Source organism: Micromonospora sp. NPDC004336, assembly GCF_053602615.1.
On sequence record NZ_JBSGDY010000101.1, the window covers coordinates 1 to 22,470 of the forward strand.

General features: G+C 74.8%; 16 protein-coding genes and 1 pseudogene. 3 read left to right on the forward strand and 14 right to left on the reverse strand.

Annotated features, from left to right (window positions below; translation table 11 throughout):
* Nucleotides 1-58: 58 nt before the first annotated feature.
* A pseudogene (locus ACWENR_RS20035) lies at nucleotides 59-487 on the forward strand (SRPBCC domain-containing protein); the annotation flags it as partial.
* A 56-nt stretch (nucleotides 488-543) separates the two neighbouring features.
* On the opposite strand, the gene ACWENR_RS20040 reads toward ACWENR_RS20035, so the two are convergent.
* From ACWENR_RS20040 to ACWENR_RS20090, 11 genes are all read right to left on the reverse strand, one after another.
* On the reverse strand, nucleotides 544-1,764 hold the full coding sequence (locus tag ACWENR_RS20040; protein ID WP_452278489.1) for a cytochrome P450: 1,221 nt from the start codon (nucleotides 1,762-1,764) through the stop codon (nucleotides 544-546).
* Nucleotides 1,761-3,191 (reverse strand): NDP-hexose 2,3-dehydratase family protein, encoded by a 1,431-nt coding sequence (locus ACWENR_RS20045; protein WP_452278490.1) that lies wholly within the window; start codon nucleotides 3,189-3,191, stop codon nucleotides 1,761-1,763. Before ACWENR_RS20045 ends, ACWENR_RS20040 begins: the two co-directional genes overlap by 4 nt.
* A gap of 87 nt (nucleotides 3,192-3,278) precedes the next feature.
* Nucleotides 3,279-3,545 (reverse strand): MoaD/ThiS family protein, encoded by a 267-nt coding sequence (locus ACWENR_RS20050; protein WP_452278491.1) that lies wholly within the window; start codon nucleotides 3,543-3,545, stop codon nucleotides 3,279-3,281.
* 2 nt (nucleotides 3,546-3,547) lie between these two features.
* On the reverse strand, nucleotides 3,548-4,495 hold the full coding sequence (locus ACWENR_RS20055; protein ID WP_452278492.1) for a formylglycine-generating enzyme family protein: 948 nt from the start codon (nucleotides 4,493-4,495) through the stop codon (nucleotides 3,548-3,550).
* Between the two features lie 4 nt (nucleotides 4,496-4,499).
* Nucleotides 4,500-5,567 (reverse strand): methyltransferase, encoded by a 1,068-nt coding sequence (locus tag ACWENR_RS20060; protein ID WP_452278493.1) that lies wholly within the window; start codon nucleotides 5,565-5,567, stop codon nucleotides 4,500-4,502.
* 30 nt (nucleotides 5,568-5,597) lie between these two features.
* Entirely contained in the window at nucleotides 5,598-9,413 is a 3,816-nt protein-coding gene (locus tag ACWENR_RS20065; protein ID WP_452278494.1) for a type I polyketide synthase, read from the reverse strand.
* 42 nt (nucleotides 9,414-9,455) lie between these two features.
* Nucleotides 9,456-10,490 (reverse strand): ketoacyl-ACP synthase III family protein, encoded by a 1,035-nt coding sequence (locus tag ACWENR_RS20070; protein ID WP_452278495.1) that lies wholly within the window; start codon nucleotides 10,488-10,490, stop codon nucleotides 9,456-9,458.
* A 49-nt stretch (nucleotides 10,491-10,539) separates the two neighbouring features.
* Nucleotides 10,540-11,802 carry an NAD(P)/FAD-dependent oxidoreductase gene (locus tag ACWENR_RS20075; RefSeq protein ID WP_452278496.1) on the reverse strand — a complete coding sequence of 421 codons (1,263 nt, stop codon included), beginning with the start codon at nucleotides 11,800-11,802 and terminating at the stop codon, nucleotides 10,540-10,542.
* Between the two features lie 42 nt (nucleotides 11,803-11,844).
* Nucleotides 11,845-13,053 (reverse strand): cytochrome P450, encoded by a 1,209-nt coding sequence (locus ACWENR_RS20080; protein WP_452278497.1) that lies wholly within the window; start codon nucleotides 13,051-13,053, stop codon nucleotides 11,845-11,847.
* Between the two features lie 78 nt (nucleotides 13,054-13,131).
* Complete coding sequence (locus tag ACWENR_RS20085) at nucleotides 13,132-14,268, reverse strand: nucleotide disphospho-sugar-binding domain-containing protein (RefSeq protein WP_452278498.1); 1,137 nt, start codon at nucleotides 14,266-14,268, stop codon at nucleotides 13,132-13,134.
* Between the two features lie 35 nt (nucleotides 14,269-14,303).
* A complete protein-coding gene (locus ACWENR_RS20090) occupies nucleotides 14,304-15,434 on the reverse strand; it encodes a DegT/DnrJ/EryC1/StrS family aminotransferase (RefSeq protein WP_452278499.1) in 1,131 nt (376 codons plus the stop codon).
* Between the two features lie 135 nt (nucleotides 15,435-15,569).
* On the opposite strand from ACWENR_RS20090, the gene ACWENR_RS20095 reads away from it, so the two are divergent.
* Both ACWENR_RS20095 and ACWENR_RS20100 read left to right on the forward strand, forming a co-directional pair.
* Nucleotides 15,570-16,622, forward strand: a complete 1,053-nt coding sequence (locus ACWENR_RS20095; protein ID WP_452278500.1) for an aldo/keto reductase — start codon at nucleotides 15,570-15,572, stop codon at nucleotides 16,620-16,622.
* A 44-nt stretch (nucleotides 16,623-16,666) separates the two neighbouring features.
* Nucleotides 16,667-17,860: a macrolide family glycosyltransferase gene (locus tag ACWENR_RS20100; protein ID WP_452278501.1), complete on the forward strand. Its 1,194-nt coding sequence runs from the start codon at nucleotides 16,667-16,669 to the stop codon at nucleotides 17,858-17,860.
* 47 nt (nucleotides 17,861-17,907) lie between these two features.
* Here the strand turns inward: ACWENR_RS20100 and ACWENR_RS20105 are convergent, their stop codons facing one another.
* From ACWENR_RS20105 to ACWENR_RS20115, 3 genes are read right to left on the reverse strand one after another with little or no spacing between them, the layout of a single operon-like run.
* Nucleotides 17,908-19,149, reverse strand: a complete 1,242-nt coding sequence (locus ACWENR_RS20105; protein WP_452278502.1) for a DUF885 domain-containing protein — start codon at nucleotides 19,147-19,149, stop codon at nucleotides 17,908-17,910.
* Nucleotides 19,146-20,822, reverse strand: a complete 1,677-nt coding sequence (locus ACWENR_RS20110) for an ABC transporter substrate-binding protein (protein WP_452278503.1) — start codon at nucleotides 20,820-20,822, stop codon at nucleotides 19,146-19,148. The genes ACWENR_RS20105 and ACWENR_RS20110 overlap by 4 nt, the downstream gene beginning before the upstream one ends.
* Nucleotides 20,819-22,183 carry an aminotransferase class V-fold PLP-dependent enzyme gene (locus tag ACWENR_RS20115; protein WP_452278504.1) on the reverse strand — a complete coding sequence of 455 codons (1,365 nt, stop codon included), beginning with the start codon at nucleotides 22,181-22,183 and terminating at the stop codon, nucleotides 20,819-20,821. Before ACWENR_RS20115 ends, ACWENR_RS20110 begins: the two co-directional genes overlap by 4 nt.
* Nucleotides 22,184-22,470: the final 287 nt, after the last annotated feature.

A 22,470-nucleotide genomic window follows, 5' to 3' on the forward strand; every position in this document is an offset into this window, starting at 1 on the left:
TCATCCCCGAGTGGGCGTTCTGGACCTCGGCGGCCGTGCTGGCCGCCGGCACGTACGCCGGTGGGTGGCGGATCATCCGGACGCTGGGCCGGAAGTCGGCGGGCGCTTCCAGCTGGAGGGCAACGCCAGCGGCGAGATCCTGCGCTGCGAGCGCCCGAGCACCATCGGCCTGACCTGGGAGTCGGGCGGCGGCAGCAGCGAGGTCGAGCTGCGGCTCACCCCGGCGGGCGAGGCCACGGTCCTGGAGCTGGAGCACGCCCCGGTGCCGGCCGAGATCATTCCCAACGCGGCTCCGACGGCGTGGGGCATCGGCGCCGGCTGGGAGATGGGCCTGGTCGCGCTCGGCGACTACCTCGCCGGCGACCTGCCGCAGGGGCGGGCCGTCGACTGGATCGCCTCGGCGGGCCCCGAACAGATGGCCGCCGCCGCGGAGTCCGCCGAGCGGATCAGCCAGGCGTGGACGAAGGTGATCTCCCAGCGGCGGTGAGCCCCGGCCGGGCTCACCGGGGCGCGCCACCGCGATCCGGCCGCGCTCGCCCCGGCTCACCAGGCCACCGGCAGCGCGTACAGGCCGAAGATGTTGCCGTCCTCCTTCAGCGGCACGTCGTCGACCTCGACGGCGAGACGCAGCCCGGGCAGCCGCGCGAACAGCCTGCTCAACGCGACCTCCAGCTCCAGTCGGGCCAGGTGCTGGCCGGGGCAGATGTGCCGCCCGTAGCCGAAGGCCAGGTGGTGCCGGGCGTCGCGGTCGGGGTCGAACTCGTCCGGCCGGTCGAACGCGGCCGGGTCCCGGTTGGCCGCCTGGCCCAGCGCCACCACCCCCTCCCCGGCCCGGATGGTGACGCCGCCGATCTCGACGTCGGCGGTGGCGGTGCGCGCGGTCGCCGCCTCGACCACGGTGAAGTACCGCAGCAGCTCGTCCACGGCGGCCGGATACCTCGCCGGCTCCGCGCGCAGGCGGGCGAGCCGCTCCGGGTGGGCCAGCAGCGCCAGGACGCTCAGCGAGATCATGTTCGACGTCGTGACGTGCCCGGCGACCAGCAGCACGAAGGCCATGCTCACCACGGCCTCGTGGTCGGGCGCGCCGGCGGCCCGTTGCCGGGCGAGCAGCCGGCTGAGCACGTCGTCGCCGGGGCGGTGCTCCTTGTCGGTGACCACGCCGTCGAGGAAGTCGCGGATCTCCCGGGCGCACCGGGCCCGCTCGTCCGCTGGCGCGCCCCGGCTGAACATGCGGGTCGAGCGGCGTTCGAAGAAGTCGTGCTCGGCGTACGGCACGCCGAGCACCTCGCAGATCACCTGCGACGGCACCGGGTAGCTGAACGCCGGCACCAGGTCGGCGCTCGACCGTCCCGCCGTCATCGCGTCGAGGTGCGCGTCCACCAGCCGTTCGACCATCGGCCGCAACTGCCGCACCCGCCCGACGCCGAACTCGTCGACGATCTGGCGGCGGGCGGCGGTGTGCTCCGGCGGGTCCATCCAGTTCAGCGGGGGACGGAAGTTCTCGAACGACGCCTGCCGCTGGTCCTCGGTGGTCGGCGCGAACCGTGGGAAACCGGCGCGGCGGCGGTCGGCGCTCATCCGCGGGTCGCTCAGCACCCGCCGCACGTCGGCGTGCCGGGTCACCACCCACGCCGTGCCGCCGCCGAGCATGGGCAGCCGGGCGACCGGCTGTCCGGCCCGCAGCCGGGCGTACTCCGCCGGGGGGCTGAACGGGCAGCGGCGCGGCAGCGGGAAGGCGCCGATCCCGGCCGCGTCCCCGGTCATCGCAGCGCTCGCAGGCAGAGCAGGAGGCTGCGGGCCTCGATGTTGACCTGGTAGCTGAAGGCCGCCATGGCGGTCAGTTGACGCAGCGTCAGCCAGGTGTAGTCCGGCGGCGTCGTGGTGGGGAAGTCCGCGCCGACCTCCACCACCAGGTGCCGGGTCACCGCGTGGTGGAACCGCCCGCCCTCCTCGGACTGGAGCACGTCGTAGTGCGCGCGCACCTCGTCGGAGAGCACCAGGTCGAGGTACTCGGGACGGCCGGACCGGGCCGCTCCGGCGAAGTTGTCCGGGGTGCACTGCACGGTCGGGCCCAGCTCGACGGTGTCCCGGTAGCCCGGCCGCAGGTCGGCGTGGGCCAGCACGTGCAGCACGCCGTCGATGCGCCGTACGACGAACGCCACCAGGCCCGTCCCGCACGGCGCCAGCAGCGGCTGACACCACTGGGCCACCTCGCGGTTGCTGGCCCGCACCCGCCGGCCGACGATCCGGAAGAACCGGCCCGAGCGGTGGCGGATCTCGTCGTCGGCGCGCTGCCAGTCCCGCACGTCGCGCAGCGGCACCCGCCGGGTCGCCAACGTGGGCCCGGCCTTGTTGGCGGTCAGCCAGTTGCGGACCCCGAGCAGCGGTTGCCACGCGCCGTCGTCGGTCAGCGAGGAGTGCGCCACCGCCGCGCCGATCGTCCCGGCGGCGGGGTCGGGGGCCACCGCGTGGCCGGGCAGGCAGGACAGCACCGTACGGGCGTCCATGTTGACCAGGTTCGGGCGGTGCAGCAGGTCGTGGATCTGGCCAAGGGTCAGCCACACGAAGTCCTCGTGCGGCTCCACCTCGTCGGTGACCTCGACGACGATGTTGCGGTTGCGCTTGCCCCGGAACCAGGAGCCCTGCTCCGACTGGAGCACGTCCACCAGCACCCGGCCGCGCCCCGGCTCCAGGAAGTACTCCACGTAGCGTGACCGCGCGCCGCGGTGCGTCCGCTGGTAGTTGCTCGGGGTGGACTGCACGGTGGGGGAGAACTGGACGCCGTTGACGTTTCCCGGCTCCATCTTGGCCTGCATGAGGAAGTGCAGGACGCCGTCGATCTCCCGGGCCAGGATGCCGAGGATCGCCCGGTCGGGCTGGTGGATGATCGGCTGCCACCACTCGGCGACCGGCCCCCGGTCGGTCCGGACGTGCAGGCCCTCCACGCTGAAGAACCGCCCGGTCTCGTGCACGAGGTCGCCGGAGTCCGGCGCGAAGCGCCACCCGGTCAGCTCGGCGAAGGGCACCTCGGTGACCTCGAACGGGTTGGCCCGCTGTCGCTGCGCGAGCCAGGCCGCCAGCTCGGCGGCCGGGCGGGGGCGGTGGGCGGCCGACCGGGCCAGCCGGAGCGCCAGGGGGTCGCGGGCGGCCCACCCGGGACCGGGTCGGGCGTCGGTGTGCGGCAGGAGCATGGTTCCTCCGGATGCGGGACGCGCGCGGCGGGACGCCGGTGGCCGGACGCCGCCCCGGATCGGAACCCGGGCGCCCGGCCGGTGGGGTCAGCCCCCGGCCAGCGGCGGGATGATGGCGACCGTGCTGTCGGATCCGGCGGTCACCCGGGACCGGTCGGCGTTCTCGACGAGGTCCCCGTCGAGGTAGACGTTGTAGTAGGTCAGGGGCTCGCCCGTGTCGTCGAGCAGCCGGCGGCGGTAGGCGGGGTACGTCTCGACGAACTCCTTGATAACGTCCCGCACGGTGCCCTCGTGGCACTCGAAGCTCTTCTGGCCCCGGTGGGCCCAGCCGGCCGACAGCAGCACCGTGACCATCGCTACCTCCCGTTGTCGTCGGTGTCGGGGACCGTCGTGGCGTCGCGCGCGCAGCGGAAGCCGAGGGCGAAGTTGGACCAGCCGGTCGGGTCCCCGTACAGCCGTTCCGCGCACCGCACCTGGTAGCGGAAGTTCATCCAGGACCCGCCCCGGATCACCCGGAACCGCCCCATCACCAGGTGGATCGTCGGGTCGCACCGGGTGGTCGGCGAGTACAGGTGCGCCAGCGTGGACGTCCACTCGTACACGTTGCCGGTCATGTCGGCGCACCCGTCGACGCTGTCGCCGCGGGGGGAGAACGCGCCGACCGGGGTGGTCTGCGGCACCGGCCCCTGCGTGGCGTGGATCGCCCCCCACCACCGTCGCCAGGCGTCGAGGTCGCCGAGCGCCCCGGCGGTGTGCTCGGCGGTGTTTGCGTTGCCGCTGTCCCAGGTGTCGCCCCAGGGCCAGAGCCGGTACGACGGGCCGGTGGCGGCCCGCTCCCACTCCGACTCGGTGGGCAGCCGCAGGCCGGCCCAGCTCGCGTACGCCTCGGCGTCCGGGTAGGAGATGTGCACCACCGGGTGGTCGTCGCGGTTGCGGACGCCGCTGCCGTACCCGGCCGGGCGGTGCCAGCAGGCGCCCTCGCGGATCTCCCAGTACTCCCCGTAGACCATGCTGCCGCCGGCCCGCTCGGCCGACGTCACGTAGCCGGTGCGGGACACGAAGTCGGCGAACCTGGCGACGGTCACCGGATACCGGTCGATGAGGTAGTCGGGCAGCGTGACCGGCACCTGCGGCGTCTCGTCGGTGAACCAGTCCCGGGGGAACGCCTGACCCTCGCTCTCCAGCCAGTCCAGGGTCCGCTCGGGCGAGCCCTGCCGGAACGTGCCGCCCGGAATGCGGACCATGTCGCGCGGCTCCGCCTCCGGCGCGGGCCGGGCGGCGTCGAGGTCGCCGGTGCGGGTCATCGCCTCAGCTCCCGTCCGCCGTGGCCGGGGCCGGCATCGCCTCCACGATGCCGACCACGCTCGGCGCCGGGCAGGGCGTGACGGACTCCAGCCGGAAACCCGCCGCCCGCAGCAGCTCGCGGAACTCCGCGACGGTGCGCTCCCGGCCGCCGTGGCAGACCATCATGTTGAGGTCGTTCATGACCACCTGGGCGACGCTCGGCGCCGCCGTGACGGTCGCGGGCATCAGCGACTCGACCAGCAGCAGCCGGCTGTCGGGTCGGGCCGCCCGGCGGACGGTCCGCAGGATCCGCAGGCACTGCTCGTCGTCCCAGTCGTGCAGCACGCTCTTGAGCACGTAGGCGTCCGCGCCGGGCGGCACCGACGCGAAGAAGTCACCGGCCTCCACCCGGCACCGGTCGGCCACGCCCTGCTCGGCGACGGTACGCGCGGCGTCGGCCACGCCGTCCGGGGTGTCGAGGACGGTGCCGCGCAGGTGCGGGTGCGCCACGAGCACCCCGGCGAGCAGGGCCCCGCTGCCGCCGCCCACGTCCACCACCGTGTCAAGGTCGCCGAAGTCGTACGCCGACAGCAGGGTGGGCACGAACGCCCGCGAGCCCTCGGCCATGGCCGCGTTGAACGCCGCCTGCCGGCCCGGATCGGCCATCAGGTGGTCGAAGCAGCTCCGCCCGTGCACGTGGTCCCAGGCCACCTCGCCGGTGCGTACGCTGTGCTCGAGCTGCCCCCACGCCGCCCAGCTCTCCGGGCCGGAGAGCAGCAGCACCAGCTCCCGCATCGACCCCGTCACGTCCGCGCGCAGCACCTCGCCCTGCTCGGTGAGGACGAAGGCGCCCGGCGAGGGCTCGTCGAGCACCTCCAGGTGGACCAGCGCCCGCAGCAGCCGGCGCAGCGACGGGGCGTGCGCCCCGGTCGCCGCCGCGAGCTCGCCGACGTCCCGCGGGCCGTCGGCGAGCAGGTCCGGTATCCGCAGCCGGACCGCCACGTGCAGCGTCTGTGCCGTGAAGAACCCGTAGATCAGCTGTTGCATCCGGTGCCGCAGCCCGGGCCGGGCGGCGGTCGTGGTGAGTTCCATGCGCTCCTCCGGGTCGGCGCGTCCGGTGGGTCAGCGGGCCACGGCGTCGGCGACGGCCCCGTCGGGCGCCGGGGCGGCGATCAGCTCGGCCAGGTGCACCGCGATCGCCGTGACGGTGGGCTGCTGCCAGAACAGCGAGGCGGGCAGCACCTGGCGGTAGGTCTTCTCCAGCCGCCGGCGCACGATGACCGTCATCACCGAGTCCATGCCCTGCTGCACCAGCGGCAGGCGCGGGTCGAGGGCCTCGGCGGCCAGCTTCATCTCGGCGGCGACGAGCGCCCGGACCTCCTCGACCAGGCGCGCGCGCAGCTCCTCCGGGTCGAGGTCGGCCAGGGACCGCCGGGCCGGGCCCGCCCCGTCGGTGTCGGCGGCGGGGGCGTCCGGCACCACGGGATAGCGCAGGCCGGTGAGCCGGGCGGCCACCGTGCCGTCCGGCGCGGAGACCGTCACGTCGACGGTGTCCTCGCGCGCGTCGTCCCGCACGACGTCGACGAGGGCGACGGTCGGCGGGACGCCGGCCGTCCGGATCCGCTCGATCCCGTCGACCAGGCGCAGGCGGGGCTCACCGGGGAACGCGGCCGGCGCGATCGACACCGCGGCGTCGATGACGGCCGCCCAGTCCTCGGCGGGCTCCGGGAAGCGGACCCGGGCCCGCAGCCCGCCGTTGCCGGTGGTGAGGCGGTCGACCCGCCACGGGAAACCCGTGTCGGGGACGCCGACGCGGGCCAGCCGGTCCCGCACGAGGCCGGGGTCGGCGACCACTCCGCCCGGCCCCCGGGCGTCGGCGCCCCGCGCCGGTGGCGGCTCGGACGCGTCGGGCGCGACGCGGGCGGTGGCGTGGGTCAACCAGGGCGCGTCCGCCACGCCGGCCGGCCGGGAGGCGAGCAGCAGCCGCCCGCCGTCGTCCACCACCTGGATCTCCTGCCGCCCGGCCGTGGCCAGCGGCACCCGCATCGACAGGTCGTGCAGCGCGACCGGCGTGCCGTCGCGGGCGCCGGCGGCCAGGAACGTGGCGGCGAGCACCGCCGCCGGCACGAGCTCCGCGCCCTGGACCGTGTGGCTGCCCGGGTACGGGCGGCTGGCGTCGCTGAGCACCGTGTGCCACAGCCGCAGCTCGCTGCCGGCGACGGCGGTGGCCGCGCCGAGCAGGGTGTGCGAGCCGATGTCGTGCCCGCCGGCGGCCACCGGCGCGGCGGGCTCGCGCCACAGCTCCTGGTGCCGCCAGGCGTACCGGGGCAGGTCGGTCAGCCGGCCGGCGGGCCGCAGCCGGGCCCAGTCGACCTCGACGCCGTGGCAGTGCGCCTCGGCGACGGCGGCGAGGGCCGCGCGGTGCCCGGGGACGTGCCGGCGCAGCGTAGTGCCGACGTGCCCGTCCTCGATGCCGGCGTGGTCGAGGGTCTCCCGCAGCGAGTGGGCGACCACCGGGTGGGCGGAGACCTCGACGAAGGTGCGGTGCCCGTCGGCCAGGGCCGCCTCGACGGCGTCGACCAGGCGGACGGGCCGGCGCAGGTTCGCCGCCCAGTACTCCCCGTCGCACCCGGCCGCGGCGCGCGGGTCGTCGAGCACCGTCGAGTACATCGGCACGGTCGCCGCCGAGACACCCAGGTCGGCCGCCGCAGCCCGCAGCTCGTCGGTGAGGGCGTCCATGTGCGGGCTGTGGAAGGCCACGTCGGACTGCACCCGGCGCACCGCGATCCGGTCCGCCGGCCACTGCTCGATGACCGCGTCCACGGCGGCGACGTCGCCGGAGACGACGGTGGAGGCAGGGGCGGAGGCGATCGCCGCGACCAGGTCGGCGCGGCCGGCGAGCCGCTCGGCGACCTCGGCGAAGGGCAGGGTGACCATCGCCATCGCGCCCCGGCCGGCGGCCCGCCGCAGCAGGGCCGACCGGCGGCAGATCAGCCGGGCGCCGTCGGCCGGGGTCAGCACCCCCGCGGTCACGGCGGCGGCCACCTCGCCGACCGAGTGGCCGATGACGGCCGCCGGGCGGACCCCGTACGAGCGCCAGAGGGCGGCGAGGCCGACGTGCATGGCGAAGGTCAGCGTCTGGACGCGGTCCACCCCGGTCAGCTCCGCGTCGGCGAGCGCCTGCCGCAGCGAGAAGCCGGCCTCCTCGGCGACGACCGGTTCGATCTCGTCGATCGCGGCGGCGAAGGCGGGTTCGTGGGCGAGCAGGTCCCGGCCCATGCCGGCCCAGTGCGAGCCGTGCCCGGAGAAGACCCAGACGGGGTGGGCGGTCCGGCCGGCCGGCGCGACGCCCGAGACCGTGGCGGGGTCCGGCTGGCCGGCGGCGAGCCGCCGCAGGGCGGCGACGACCTCGTCGCGGTCCCGGCCGGCGACCACGGCCCGGTGGGTCAGGTGGGCCCGGCGGCGGGCGAGGGTGTGGCCGACGTCGGCCAGCTCCGGCGGGTCGTCGCCGGCGAGGCGGTCGGCGAGCCGGGCGGCCTGCTGGCGCAGGGCGGCGTCCGAGCGGGCCGAGAGCGGGAACAGCGGGCGGGCGTCGTCGTCGGTGGCGGGCGCCCCGGCGTCGGCGGGCGCCGGCGCCTCCTCCAGTACGACGTGGGCGATCGTGCCGCCGTAGCCGAACCCGGAGACGGCGGCCCGGCGTGGGCCGTCGCGCCGGGGCCAGGGCTGCGTGCCGGTCACCAGGCGCAGCCCGGTGCCGTCGGCGACGGCGTCGATCGCCCGGCCGCGCAGCGGGGTGCCCGGGATCTGGCCCCGGTGCAGCGCGAGGATCGCCTTCATCAGCCCGGCGACCCCGGCGGCGCCCTCCAGGTGCCCCACGTTGGACTTGATCGAGCCGATCAGGCAGGGCCGGTCCCCGGGGCGGCCGGGGCCGTAGACGGCGGCGAGCGCGGTCGCCTCGACGGGGTCGCCGAGCTGGGTGCCGGTGCCGTGCGCCTCCACGTAGTCGACGCTGGCCGGGGCGACGCCGGCCCGCTCGCAGGCCCGCCGCACGACGTGCTGCTGGGCGGGGCCGGACGGGGCCATGATGCCGTCGGTGTGCCCGTCCTGGTTGACGGCGCTGCCGCGGATCACCGCGAGGATCCGGTCGCCGTCGCGGTCGGCGTCGTCGAGCCGCTTGAGCACCAGCACGCCGCACCCCTCGCCGCGGCCGTACCCGTCGGCGTCGCGGTCGAAGGACTTGCTGACGCCGTCCGGCGCGAGGGTGCCGGCGGCCTGGAGGGAGGCGTTCTGGCCCGGGCTGAGCACGAGGTTCACGCCGCCGGCCAGGGCCACCGTGCTCTCCCGCAGCAGCAGGCTCTGGCAGGCCAGGTGCACCGCGACCAGGGAGGCCGAGCAGGCGGTGTCGACGGCGACGCTCGGCCCGCGCAGGTCCAGCGCGTAGGAGATGCGGTTGGCCAGGGCGCAGGTGGCCGCCCCGATGCCGGTGTACGCCTCGACCGTCGGCAGGTCCTCCATCAGCCGGTCGCCGTAGTCGGTGGTGCTGACCCCGACGAAGACCCCGGTGTCGGTGCCGGCCAGCCCGGTGGGCGGTACGCCGGCGTGCTCCAGGGCCTCCCAGCCGACCTCCAGCAGGATCCGCTGCTGCGGGTCCATCTCGGCGGCCTCGCGGGGCGAGAGGCCGAAGAACTCGGCGTCGAAGCCCGCCACGTCGCGCAGGTAGCTGCCGGCGGTGACGGTGTCGCGCAGCACCGCCTCGTACTCGGGACCGCGCTCGCGGTAGGCGCGCCAGCGCTGCGCGGGGATCTCCCCGGCGGTCTGGCCGCCCTTGAGCAGCAGCTCCCAGAGGGCGTCCGGGGTGTCGACGTCGCCGGGCAGCCGGCAGCCGATGCCGATGACGGCCACCTGGTACGGGCGGTCGGCGGGATCGTCCCGGGTCATCGTCGTACCTCCGTTTGTCGGTTCGCGGCGCGGGCGGGTCGGTCAGCGGTCGACGTAGGGGTTGTCCATGACGCGCAGGACGGCGGCGGTGAACTCCACGCCGGGGCCCATCGCGAGCCAGAGCACGTGGTCGCCGGCGGCGACCTCGCCGGCGCGCAGCGAGTGGTGCAGGGCGAGCAGGTGGTCGCTGGCCCCGCAGTGGCCGATCATGCGCCCGAAGTCCCAGGTGGACTTCTCCATCCCCAGCCCCAGGGGCGCCATGCAGCGCTGCTCGACGACCTCGCGGGAGTAGTTCATGAAGGAGACCTTGGCGAGGTCGGCCGTGCCGATGCCGGCCTCGGCGAGCGCCTGCTCGGCGACGGTGGTCATGGTCTCCTGCGCCTCGCCGAGCACGGCGAGCACGGGCGTCTGCTCGGTGATGTGGTAGAAGAGCCGGGCGCCGAAGTCGAGTTCCTTGGCGAGCGTCGCGCCGGGCGGGAACATCGGCTCGCCGCCGCGGTGCACCTCCTCGGCCTCCGGCACGGTGATGGAGCAGACCGACAGCAGCTCGACGAAGCCGCTCTCGGTGCTCAGCACCACCGCGGAGGCGGCGTCGCCGAGGATGAAGCCGAGGTTGGTGCGCCAGCGGTCCAGCAGCGGGGTGCCGTAGTTGTCGGCGGCGACGAGCATGGCCGCCTTGCGTTCCGGCACGGCCTTCAGGTAGCTGGCCGCGAGTTCGAGCATGGTGAACATGCCGTTGCAGCCCTGCCGGATCTCGGTGGCCCGGGGCACCCCGCCGAGCAGGTAGTGCTGGATGTAGGAGTGCGCCAGCCAGCCCTCGGGGCCCTGGTGCCAGGCGGCCGCGTAGAGCAGCAGGTCGATGTCGCCGCGGCCCAGCTCGCTCTCCTTGAGGGCGTCCTGGGCCGCGCGCAGCGCCATGTCCGGGGCGGGCGTCTCGCCGGCGATGGCCGCGCCGCCCAGCCCGTGCGTCTCGATGTCCTCCTGCGGATAGAGGCCCTGGGCGACGGCCTCCTCGACGGTGACGGTCTCAGGAAGGTAGGCCCCGATCCCACGGATGTACGTTCCGGCGGTGCGCATCGGCTTCTCTCCTCGGCGGTCGACTTGATCGAGGCATTTCGCTTTAAGATTATATAGCGCCTGACGGGCGGTCAATGGCCGCCCGAGGGGCGGTGTCGAGGGTCTCGTCGCCCCGCGCCAGCCCGGACAGCAGGGAGACGAACGAGATCTTCGGCGGCATCAGCCGGTCCGGGTCCACGATGGCCTGGGCGCGCAGGTGCAGCTCGTCGCGGCCGTGCGCGCCGTCGTAGAAGAACCGGATCAGGTCGATCAGGGCACCGAGGAACTCCCGGTAGCGGTCCTCGTACACCTGCATGAGGTGGCGCTCCTTCTCCGGCGCGGCCAGCGCCTCGTGCACCGCCCGGGACAGGCTGAGCGCACCGCGCATCGCCAGCGACACGCCGGAGGACAGCAGCGGGTCGATGAAGGCGGCGGCGTCGCCGACCAGCACCCAGCCCGGCCCGGAGAACTGGCTGCACGCGTACGACCAGTCCCGCGCGGTGCGGTAGACGTCGACCCGCCGCGCGCCGCTGGTGAGCCACGAGACCTCGTTCGACTCCGCGATCTGTTTCTCCAGCAACTGCTCCGGGGGCAGGCCGGACTCGGCGAACCGGTCCGACGGGGTGACGTACCCGATCCCGGTCAGGGTGGGGCTCAGCGGCGCGTACCAGAGCCAGCCGTGGGAGCGGCTCTCGACGAGCAGGTCGCCCTCGTGGTCACCGGGGTAGCGCAGCGCCCCGGCGTAGTAGCTCCACGTCGCCATGTTGCGCAGGTCGTCGTGCCAGGAGACCAGCCCGAAGTGCCGGCCGAGCCAGCGCTGCTGCCCGGACGCGTCGACCACGATCGCGGCGCGGGCGTCGATCGGGTCGGCCTCGCCCCGGAACTGGTAGCTGACGCCCGCGATCCGGTCGCCGTCGGTCAGCGGCCCCCGGACGGTGGCCCCCTCGACCACCACCACGCCCAGTTCCCGCGCCCGGTCCAGCAGCATCGCGTCGAACTCGGCCCGCCGGACCTGCCACGAGTAGTCGAACCGGGCGTCGCGGATCTCCCGGAACCGGAACGACCACGGGGCGGTCTGGTCGGCCCCCCACAGCAGGCTGCCGCCGTGCTTGATCTGGAAGCGCAGCTCCGCCATCCGCTCGCGCACGCCGAGCGCGTCCAGGGTGAGGGTCACGCCGCTGATCAGGGACTCGCCGATGTGGTAGCGGGGGAACTTCTCGCGCTCCAGCAGCAGGACGCGGTGGCCCTCCTGGGCGAGCAGGCCGGCCGTGCTCGATCCGGCCGGGCCGCCGCCGACGACGATCACGTCGTACTCGGGTTCGGGATGGCTCATGGTCGACAATTCCTCCTGCTCGGGCGGGGTTCGGCGCGGCGCTCAGGCGTCCGGGGTGAACGCGATCGGCAGGCTGGCCAGGCCCCGGAACATGGTGCGCGGCTGGTAGGTCAGCCCGTCCCGGTCGCACGCCAGGCGCAGGCCCGGCAGCCGGACCAGGGCGCCCAGCGCGGCGCGCAGCTGCGCGCGGGCCAGGTAGGAACCGAGGCAGTAGCGCATCCCGGCGCCGAAGGACATCGAGGGGACCGGGTCCCGCCGGACGTCGAACTCGTCGGGCCGGTCGTACCGCCCCGGGTCGCGGTTCGCCGCGCCGGCAAGGACGACCACGACGTCGTCGCGGCGCAGCCACCGACCGTGCAGCTCCACGTCGACGTCGAGCTGCCGGGTGTTGGACTGCACCGACGGGTCGTAGCGCAGGCACTCCTCGACGGCCCGGGCCAGCAGGTCCGGTCGGCGCCGGAGCAGGTCGAGCTGGTCGGGGTGGTCCAGCAGGCTCAGCAGGGCGTTGCCCACCTGGCTGGCCACCGTCTCGTGGCCGGTGAAGATGAACGTGACCACCGTGCTGACGATCTCGTTGCGGCTCACCAGGCCCCGGTCGTGGGCGGCGAGCATCAGCGCCAGCAGGTCCTCGCCGCCCTCGCGCCGCCGCCTCGCCATGGCCCGCTCCACGTAGTCGGCGAACTCGGCGATCGCGGCGTGGCCACGGTGCATGTCCTCGGCGCTGGCGCCCCGGTCCAGGGTCCGCCCCACGTCGCGCGACCAGCGCCCGACCGGCCGCCAGTCGGCGGCGGGCAGACCGAGCAGCTCGAGCACCGCGCGCAGCGCCAGCGGGTACGCCAGGTCGTCGACGACGTCCGCCGCGCCCCTGGCCAGGACGGGACGCAGCAGCTCGTCGACGGTGCCGGCGATCACCGGTTCCAGCCGGCGCAGCGCGGACGGGGAGAAGGCCGGGCCGACGACGCCGCGCAGCCGGCCGTGGTCGGGCTCGTCCTGGAACAGGATGATGTCGCCGACGATCTCGGCGAGCAGCCCGGGCCCGACGAGGTCGGTCCAGAACCGCCGGATGCCGGTCCGGGCGAAGCGCTCGTCGCCGAGCACGCCGCGCACGTCGGCGAAGCGGGAGACGTACCAGACCCCGTGGGCGCCCCGGTGCACCGGGTCGTGCCGCAGCAGCCAGTGGTAGGACGGGTACGGGTCACGCCGGACGTCGGCGTCGGTGGGATCGAACGCGGTCACGGCATCGACCAGCACGAGGTGCCCCTTCCAGTGGCTCGTCGCCCCGCCCGCCGCCGGTCTCGTGGCCTCCGGCGGCGGACGGCGCGACCCGGATCAGGCCGAGACGCGCTCGACGATGCGCCGTACCGTCTCGGCGGGCGTGGGCAGCGCGACCATCTCCTCGCGCACCTCCCGGGCGGCGGCGCGCAGCGACTCGTCCGCGACCAGCCGGCGCAGCAGGTCCGCGTCGACCTTGTCCGAGGTGCTGACCAGGCCGATGCCGCGGCGGCTGACCGCCTCCCGGGCGGTGTGCTGGAACTGGTCGCGCGGGTCCGGGGCGAGTAGCTGCGGGATGCCGGCGTCGATCGCGGTCATCACCGTGCCGCCCCCACCGTGGTGCACCACCGCGGTGCAGGTGCGCAGCAGCGTGTGCAGCGGCGTCCAGCCGACCGCCCGGACGTTGCGCGGCAGCGTGCCCAGCGGGCTGATGTCGAGGTCGCCGAGGGCGAGCACGAAGTCGGCGTCCACCTCGGCGGCGGCGGCGACGATGGGCTCCACGGCGCCGATGCCGAACGCCTGGAGCTCGATGGTGCCCATGGTGATCGCCACCTCGGGTCGGGCGGGCACGGGCGGCAGCCGGTCGCCGAGGACGGCCCCGCCGCCGTACGGCACCCAGCGCATGAACCAGCCCTCGGGCTCCGCCTCCAGCAGCAGGCTCGGCGGGAACGACTCGATGGTGGCCACCGGCTCGGGCAGCGAGACCTGGTGCTTAGCCATCAGGTCGGTGAGGAACGAGGCGATGGAGCGGTGCATGCCCCGGGTCCGCCAGGCGCTCTGGTTGCGCTGCACGGCCGGCACCCCGGCCCGGTCGGCGGCCAGCAGCCCGACGGTGGCGCCCTGCTCGTAGACCACCAGGTCGGGGCGGTAGTCGTCGACCAGCGCCATGGTCCCGTCGACCAGCGGGCGGTTCACCGCCGCGATCTGCACGCCCCACTCCTCCAGGTCGATGGCGGGACGGGTGGCGACGGTCTCGGCGAAGCGCGGGTTGTCCTTGGCCACCTGCTCGAAGACCTTCACCGCGCTGAAGTCCGGCGCCACGTCGACCACCTCCAGGCCGGCGGCGGCGGCCCGGTCGGCGTGCTCGGCGACCGCGACCAGCACGTCGTGGCCGGCGGTGCGGAAGCCCCAGGCGAGCTGGATCAGTGGGAAGAGGTGGCCGATGCCGGGGGAGGAGACGAACAGCACGCGCATGTCGGAGCCCTTCTGTTTCGCGGATTTCGGCGGGGTCACCAGCCGGACTTGATCGTTTCGACGACGTGGGACCGGTCGTCCTCGGTGAGCCACCAGCCCACCGGGATGTGGACGATCCGGTCCGCCACCCGGTCCAGTCCGGGCAGGGTGGTGCGGGCCGACGCGACGCAGCTGTGCGCGTCGTTGCGGCGCGACACCACGCTGGTGGCGATGCCGGCGTCGCGCAGACGGCGCATGAAGGCGGGGCGGTCGCGGACCTTCAACGGGTACATCCAGAAGGCGGGCTCGCGGTCGTCGGCGCGTTCGGTGTGCTCGACGCCGTCGATGCCCGCCAGTTCCTTGTCGTAGTACCCGGCGTTCTCCCGGTGTCGGCGCAGCAGCTCGTCGACCCGCTCCAGGTTGGACAGCCCGATCGCCCCGCCGATCTCGTTGAGGATGAACCGGTAGCCCCACTCGGCGACGTCGTAGTCGCCGGTGATCCGGTCCGAGGCCCGCTCGATGCCGAGCCAGCGGCGCAGCCGCAGCCGGTCGTACAGGTCGTCGTCGGGCAGCACGACGAAGCCGCCGCTGCCGGTCGTGAGGATCTTGATCGCGCCGGTGCTGAACACGCAGACGTTGCCGTGCGTGCCCAGCGGCGCGCCCCGGTAGGTCGCCCCCCACGCCTGCGCGCAGTCCTCGACGACCAGCGGGCGGCGGGCGTACCCGGCGGTGGCCCGGTCCACGACGGCGCGCAGCCGGTTGAGGTCCACCGGGTAGCCGAGCCAGTGCACCACCACGATGGCCCGGGTGGCGGGCGTGATCTTCGCGGCCAGGTCGTCGAGGTCCATGTTGAGGGTGGCCGGGTCGACGTCCACCCATCGGATGCGCAGCCCGTTGGCGAGGATGGGCCAGTTCGTGCCCTCGAAGGTCAGCGGGGTGCTGAGCACCTCGCCCGGGCCGTCGTGCTCCGCCTCGTCCGCGCCCGGCCGCGCGGCGAGACTCAGCGCGAGGTGCAGCCCGGCCGTGCCGCAGTTGACCGACACCACCCGGGGGTTGCCGATGCGGCTGCCCACGGCGGCCTCGTACTCGGCGACGGTCGGCCCGTGTTCCAGCCGGCCGCTGCTCAGGACGGCGGAGACGCGCGCGCCGACGTCCGGGGACATGGCGACCTTGGACAGCGGGATCATGACGCCCCTCTCGCTAGTTGCCACATGATTCTCAAGCGCCCTGGAGAGGGCGTCAAGGGAGCCCCGTCGATATCGGCGGCCAGGCGTTCTTCCCGCTTGCGGAACTCGCGGGCGATCGGGTGGCGAAGTTGAGAAATGTATATCTTCAACGGGTCGCCGGACGTCGGTCCGGCACCGGGTGCGCGGGAGGTCCGGGTGTCGTCGCTGCATGTCCGACTGGGACGGACCGGCCTGCGGGTGAGCCGGGTCGCGATCGGGACCGTCAACTTCGGCGGCCGGGTCGACGAGGCCGACGCCCACCGGCTGCTCGACCACGCCGTCGCGCAGGGCGTCAACCTGGTCGACACCGCCGACATCTACGGCTGGCGGGTGCACCGGGGCTGGACCGAGGAGATGATCGGGCGCTGGCTGGCGAAGGACCCGGCCCGCCGGGACGAGGTGGTCCTGGCCACCAAGGTCGGCAACCCGATGGGCGACGGGCCAAACGCCCGGGGGCTCTCCGCCCGGCACGTCGTCGCCGCGTGCGAGGCGTCGCTGCGCCGGCTCCAGACCGACACCATCGACCTCTACCAGATGCACCACGTCGACCGGGAGGTCGGCTGGGACGAGGTCTGGCAGGCCATGGAGCAGCTCGTCCGGCAGGGCAAGGTCCGCTACGTCGGGTCCTCCAACTTCGCCGGCTGGGACCTCGTCAGCGCCCAGGAGGCCGCGCGCCGGCGCCGGCTGCTCGGGCTGGCCAGCGAGCAGTGCGTCTACAACCTGGTCAGCCGGTACGTCGAGCTGGAGGTGCTGCCGGCCGCCGCCGCCGAGGGGATCGGCGTGCTGGTCTGGTCGCCGCTGCACGGCGGGCTGCTCGGCGGCGTGCTGCGCAAGCTGGCCGACGGCACCGCGGTCAAGTCCGCGCAGGGCCGCGCCGCCGAGGCCGTCGAGCGGCACCGCGCCACCCTGAGCGCGTACGAGCGGTTCTGCGCCGAGATCGGCCGGGACCCGGCGGAGGTCGGCATGGCCTGGGTGCTGCACCGGCCGGCGGTGACCGCCGCGGTCGTCGGCCCGCGTACCCCCGAACACCTCGACGGCGCCCTGCGGGCCCTGCGCCGGCCGCTGTCGGCCGCCGAGCTCGCCCGGCTCGACGAGCTGTTCCCGCCGCCCGGCCGGGGCGGCCCCGCCCCGGACGCCTGGATGTCCTGACCCGCGCCGGCGCGCCGCGCCCCCGACCACGGACGGAGCCGACGATGGCCCACCTCCTGATCGTCAACGTCGCCAGCCACGGGCTGATCCTGCCCACCCTGACCGTGGTCGGCGAGCTGGTCCGGCGCGGGCACCGGGTCAGCTACGTGACCGCCGGCGGGTTCGCCGAGCCGGTCCGCGCCGCCGGCGCGGCCGTCGTGCCCTACCGCTCGGAGATCATCGACGCGGACGCCGCCGAGGTGTTCGGCTCGGACGACCTCGGCGTGCGCCCCCACCTCATGTACCTGCGCGAGAACGTGTCCGTGCTCCGGGCCACCGCCGCGGCGCTCGACGACGACGTCCCGGACCTGGTCCTCTACGACGACTTCCCGTTCGTCGCCGGGCAGTTGCTGGCCGCCCGCTGGCGGCGACCGGCGGTGCGGCTCAGCGCGGCCTTCGCGTCCAACGAGCACTACTCGTTCTCCCGGGACATGATCACCCTCGCCGGCACGATCGACCCGCTGGACCTGCCGGCGTTCCGCGACACCCTGCGCGACCTGCTCGCCGAGCACGGCCTGTCGCGGTCGGTCGTGGACTGCTGGAACCACGTCGAGGAACTCAACCTGGTCTTCGTCCCGAAGGCGTTCCAGATCGCGGGCGAGACCTTCGACGACCGGTTCGTCTTCGTCGGGCCGTGCTTCGACGACCGGCGTTTCCTCGGCGAGTGGACCCGCCCGGCGGGCGACCTGCCGGTGGTGCTGGTCTCGCTCGGCACCACCTTCAACGACCGGCCGGAGTTCTTCCGCGACTGCGCGCGGGCGTTCGACGGCCAGCCCTGGCACGTGGTGATGACGCTGGGCGGCCAGGTCGACCCGGCGGCCCTCGGTGATTTGCCGCCCAACGTCGAGGCGCACCGCTGGGTGCCGCACGTCAAGGTGCTCGAACAGGCGACGGTCTGCGTGACGCACGGCGGCATGGGCACCCTCATGGAGGCGCTGTACTGGGGTCGCCCGCTGGTGGTCGTGCCGCAGTCCTTCGACGTGCGGCCGATGGCCCGGCGCGTCGACCAGCTCGGCCTCGGCGCGGTGCTGCCCGGCGAGAAGGCCGACGGCGACTCGCTGCTCGCCGCCGTCGGGGCCGTCGCGGCCGACCCCGCGCTGACCGCCCGGGTGGCGGCCATGCGCGGCCACGTCCGCCGGGCCGGCGGCGCGGCCCGCGCCGCCGACGCGGTGGAGGCGTACCTGTCCCGCAGCCGGTGAGACCCGCCCGCGCCCGGTGAAGCCCCCCGCCCGCCGCGCGGGGGCGCTCAGCCGGCGGCGGGCACCGCGGGCGGGCCCGCGGGGACGGTGCCGTCGCGCAGCTGCGCGGGAAGCAGTTGCTCGGTCAGCAGGGTGCGGTACCGCGCCACGAGCGGCTCGCCGGCCGGCCGGGCGGCGAGCCACCCGCCGACCAGCCGGGCCCCCTCGATGTACGTCACCGAGTAGGCCCGCCACAGCGGATCGGTCAGGAAGGTGGCGATCTGCGCGGCCCGGTCGCGCGGCAGCAGCAGCCAGCGGTGCAGGTGCTCCACCGCCTCGTCGATCGACGCCCCCCGGTCGTGCAGCAGGATCGCCGCGTCCTGCCGGGCCGGCATCAGCTGGTTGACCAGACCCACCATCCGCTCGACGAGTTCGCCCTCGACGGGCACCCCCTCGCCGGCCAGCACCTCGGTGGTCCACCGTCCCCAGCCGGGCCCGAGCAGTGCCGCCGCCGCGTGTTCGGCCGTGCCCTCCGCCACCAGGCACTGCGGCGTGTTGACCAGGGCGATCCGGTGCTCGTCCCAGCCCCGGTCGCGCACCAGGCCGGCCTCCTTGAGGCAGTGCTCGGTGTGGTGGCCCGGGTACGCCTCGTGGGTGGCCATCAGCGGCAGCACCCCGATGGTCCGCCCCGCCGTCTCGTTCAGCGTCACCGTGGAGCGGAACCCGCCGTGGTACCGGTTGAACGCGTTCCACGGCCGGTCGCGCACCACCTCGACGTCGACCCGCTCGGCGTCGGGCAGGCCGAGCAGCGGCCGGGCGCGGGCGCGCAGCGCGTCGGCGACGGCCCGCACGGCGTGGCCCAGCCGCTCGGGCGGCACCACGTTGCGGGCATAGAACGCCTCGACCCGGTCCATCAGCGGGCCGCCGCCCGGCAGCAACGCGTCGATGGCGTCGTGGGCGGCGGCGTACCGGTCCGGGTCGCCCAGCCCCACCTCGACGTCGAAGTAGGTCCCCACCTCGGCCAGGAAGCCGATCCGCTCGCCCGCCGCCCGCCGGGCCGCGCACTCCACGGCGGTCAGTTGCGCGGCGAGGAACCGCCGCCGCTCCGCGTCGAGGTCCGCGTCGGCCAGGCGGCGCAGCAGGTCGCGGGCCTGCCCGGCCAGCTCCGTCGGGTCCGGCGCCGGCTCCGCGGCGACCCGGTCGGCCAGGGCCGGGTCACCGAACCAGCAGTCGACGTAGCCCTCGACGAGCCGGCCCATCCGCAGCCCCAGCGCGAGGTAGTCGGCGACCACCGCGTCGGCACCGGTCACCGGTCCACCCCGAGCCGCACGTCGGCGAGGTCGGGCAGGCCGGCGAGCGCCGGCAGGGCGGTCGCGCGCCGCACCCGGGGCCCGCGCGGCGCGGCGTCCGTGGCCCGCCGGAACAGCAGCGGTACGACCGCGGCGTCGGCGAGCAGCAGCCGCTCCACCTCCTGCCAGCGGGCGACCGTCTCGCGCGGGTCGGCGGCGTCCAGCGCGCGTTCGACCAGCTCGTCGACCCGGGCGTCGCGGTAGCCGCCGGGATTGCCGGGCCCCTCGCCGACCAGCGGCTGCAGGAACACCCGGGCGTTGCCGTGGGCCCAGGGCGCGGTGAACGCGGCCACCGCCAGGTCCCACCGCAGGGCGGGCGCGTCGCCCGTGCCGGCGAGCAGGGCCCGGTGGTTGGCGTCGTCGAGCGCCACCAGCCGTACGTCGACGCCGGCGGCGCCGAGGTCGGCGGCCCACGAGCGGGCCAGCGCCAGGTGCTCGGCCGTGTCGGGATGCACCGCGGTCAAAGTGAGCCCGTCCGGGTGCCCCGCGGCGGCGAGCAGCTCGCGCGGGTCGGCGTCCGGGGCCGCGTCGGCGAGCGGGTCGGGTTCCCGGTGCCCGTCGTTGCCGGGCGGCACGACGGTGTGCGCGGCGCGGACCTCGGACCACGGGTCGGCGGCCCGGGCGACGCGCACCAGCGCCGCCCGGTCGACCGCGCCGGCGACGGCCCGCCGCACCGCGACGTCGGCGACGGCCGGGGCGGCGGGGTCGCGCAGGTTGAACACCAGGCACGGTTCGAGCCGGTGGCCGGGCACCGGCCCGCACGGCACGCCCCACGGCAGGTCGGCGTCGTCGGCGGCGAGCCGGTCGGTCAGCTCGCGCGGTCCGTCCGTCGCGACGCGGAACTCGACGGCCTCGAACCGCTGATGCCGGATCGGGTCGGTCTCCGCCCGCCACGCCGGGTTCGGCTCCAGCCGGATCGTGCTCCCCGGGCGCCACGACGCGACCCGGTACGGGCCGTTGGCGACCAGGTGGTCGTGCAGGTCGGCGCTGCCCGGCAGGTGGGCGTCGTACTCCGCCGGCGCCGGGGAGGCGCCGCTGAGCGCCAGCATGTCGACGAAGTCCAGCGCCGGGCGGTCCAGCTCGAAGACCACCGTCTCGTCGTCGACGGCGAAGACCCCCGGGATGTCGTGGGCGGCCTGGAAGCCGGCGAGCAGCGCGGCGGTGACCGGCCGGCCGGCGAGCGCCGCCGCGTACTCGTCGCAGTAGCGGCCCATGCCCCGCAGGGTGCCCCGGAAGTACGCGAGCGCGGGGTGCCGGGTGAGCGGGTTGGCCAGCCGCTTGAAGCCGCGTACGACGTCGTGGGCGGTCACCGGGCGGGGGGTCGGCGTGTCCCAGAGCACCCCGGGGCGCAGGTGCACCACGTAGCTGCGGTGGCTGGCGCCCAGGCCGGCGTTGTAGGTCGACGGGACGTCGGCGGCCAGGTCGGCGACCGGAGCGAGGGCACGCCAGTCGTGCGGGTCGGGCGCCGGGCGGTAGCTGATCAGCTGCCGGGTGCACAGCCGCAGCAACTGGCGCTCGGCCGGCGACCAGGCGGCCGCCGGGTCCGCCTGGTGGACGGCGGCCGGCCCGAGCAGCCGCAGGGTGCCCCACCGCCGGGTGTCGTTCGTCGTCGTTGCACTGCGCGCCTGCGTCAAGACATCTCCTCGGCGAGGCGGACCATCGTCCGCACGGCGTGGTCGATCTCTTCCCGGTCGTTGAACAGGTGGGTGGTGATGCGCGCCGCGTAGTGCTGGTGCGGCGAGCCGGGCACGTCGAACTCCGTCCAGCGGGTCCAGATCCGGTGCTCGGTCTCCAGGCGCTTGACGAAGCCGATGAACTTCTTGATGTTCCAGGCGTCCTCGGGCCGCCGGAACGGGTTGAACGCGATCAGCGGCGAGCGCAGCCGCGGGTCGGCGCCGGGGGAGTACATCGCCCCGGTGCCGAAGGCGTCGACGAGCCGGTCGCGGGCGTACTCGGCGAGTTCCATGACGTACGCCTCGATGCGGTCGCGGCCGATGTCGTCCCACAGCTCGAAGGCCCGGGCCAGGGCGGCGCCGCGCGCGAGGTTGGCGCTGCCGGCGCTCTGCAGGAAGTCGCCCATGTTGTAGCTCGCCACCGACGTGGTGGTGCGCGGCGGCGGGCTGCCCATCATCGGGTACCAGGTCGAGATGAGCGGCCAGAACGTGGGCAGCGGCAGGGGGTTGTGCTCGGGGAAGACCTTGTTGCGCACGTAGATCAGGCCGGTGCCGAGCGGGCCGCACTGGAACTTCGACCCGGAGCAGGTGATGAAGTCCGCGCCGGTCGCGCGCAGGTCGATGTCGAGCATCCCGGGGATCAGCGCGCCGTCGATGACGGTGGTCAGGCCGTGCCGGTGCGCCAGCTCGCACAGCTGCCGGATCGGGAACATCGTCCCGGTGAAGAGGGTGATCGCGGCGAACGAGAGCACCTTGGTCCGGGGCGTGATCGCCGCCTCGACCAGTTCGACGATCTCCTCGGCGCGCACGTCGTGCCCGGAGGGCGGGGTGACGGTCCGGAGCACCACGCCGTACCGGTTGCGCAGCAGGTTGAAGTTGGACAGCACCGAGTAGCACTCGTGGGTGGTCGTGACCACCTCGTCGCCCGCGCGCAGGTCGAGGCCGTGGATGACCCGGGCGACGCCCTCGGTGGCGTTGTGGCAGATCACCATCTCGTCCTCGTCCACGCCGAACGTCCGGCCGATGGCGGCCCGGTACTCGGTGAACATCGCCGGGCGGTAGACGTCGAGCAGGCCGCCGGTCCACTGCCGGGTCACCCGGTCCACGGTGTCCAGCACCTCGTAGGGCATCGCGCCGACCGTTCCGGTGTTCAGGTGCACGGTGGTCGGGTCCAGGGCGAACAGCTCGCGGATCTGGGCCCAGGAGGCGGTGCGCAGCGGGCTCCGCGTGGGCGACGCCGACGTGGCGGCCGGGCCAGGGGATTCCACGGTACGGCTCACGGTGATCCCTTCGTAGCCGACGGGCCCGGAGCGCGTCGGCATCCCGGGCCGGGGACTGCCATCACTTTCTCAAGTGGATTCGGCGGCGACTATCGCGCAAGTTGCGCTCCTGGCCCCCATCGCACCTGACAGGCACTTGATTCAGGTATAGCATTCGATCAGTTCGTCGCACAGTCCGCCATCACGGGCCGGAGGGGACATGGACAGGTTGCAGTCGGCGCTGGCCCTCTACGAGGAGGCGATGGGCTACACCTACGCGGCCGCCCTGCGGGCGGGCCCCCCCCGCGGCGGCGCACCCCCCCCCGCCGCGGGGGGGGGGGGGGGGGGGG

Excerpts from the sequence above, each read along its gene's own strand:
- ACWENR_RS20045 (WP_452278490.1), bottom strand. The coding sequence starts at position 3,191 with ATGCTCCTGCCGCACACCGACGCCCGACCCGGTCCCGGGTGGGCCGCC.
- ACWENR_RS20100 (WP_452278501.1), top strand. The coding sequence starts at position 16,667 with ATGGCCCACCTCCTGATCGTCAACGTCGCCAGCCACGGGCTGATCCTG.
- ACWENR_RS20055 (WP_452278492.1), bottom strand. The coding sequence starts at position 4,495 with ATGACCCGCACCGGCGACCTCGACGCCGCCCGGCCCGCGCCGGAGGCG.
- ACWENR_RS20115 (WP_452278504.1), bottom strand. The coding sequence starts at position 22,183 with ATGCCGACGCGCTCCGGGCCCGTCGGCTACGAAGGGATCACCGTGAGC.
- ACWENR_RS20095 (WP_452278500.1), top strand. The coding sequence starts at position 15,570 with ATGTATATCTTCAACGGGTCGCCGGACGTCGGTCCGGCACCGGGTGCG.
- ACWENR_RS20040 (WP_452278489.1), bottom strand. The coding sequence starts at position 1,764 with ATGACCGGGGACGCGGCCGGGATCGGCGCCTTCCCGCTGCCGCGCCGC.
- ACWENR_RS20050 (WP_452278491.1), bottom strand. The coding sequence starts at position 3,545 with ATGGTCACGGTGCTGCTGTCGGCCGGCTGGGCCCACCGGGGCCAGAAG.
- ACWENR_RS20070 (WP_452278495.1), bottom strand. The coding sequence starts at position 10,490 with ATGCGCACCGCCGGAACGTACATCCGTGGGATCGGGGCCTACCTTCCT.
- ACWENR_RS20090 (WP_452278499.1), bottom strand. The coding sequence starts at position 15,434 with ATGATCCCGCTGTCCAAGGTCGCCATGTCCCCGGACGTCGGCGCGCGC.
- ACWENR_RS20075 (WP_452278496.1), bottom strand. The coding sequence starts at position 11,802 with ATGAGCCATCCCGAACCCGAGTACGACGTGATCGTCGTCGGCGGCGGC.
- ACWENR_RS20060 (WP_452278493.1), bottom strand. The coding sequence starts at position 5,567 with ATGGAACTCACCACGACCGCCGCCCGGCCCGGGCTGCGGCACCGGATG.
- ACWENR_RS20065 (WP_452278494.1), bottom strand. The coding sequence starts at position 9,413 with ATGACCCGGGACGATCCCGCCGACCGCCCGTACCAGGTGGCCGTCATC.
- ACWENR_RS20085 (WP_452278498.1), bottom strand. The coding sequence starts at position 14,268 with ATGCGCGTGCTGTTCGTCTCCTCCCCCGGCATCGGCCACCTCTTCCCA.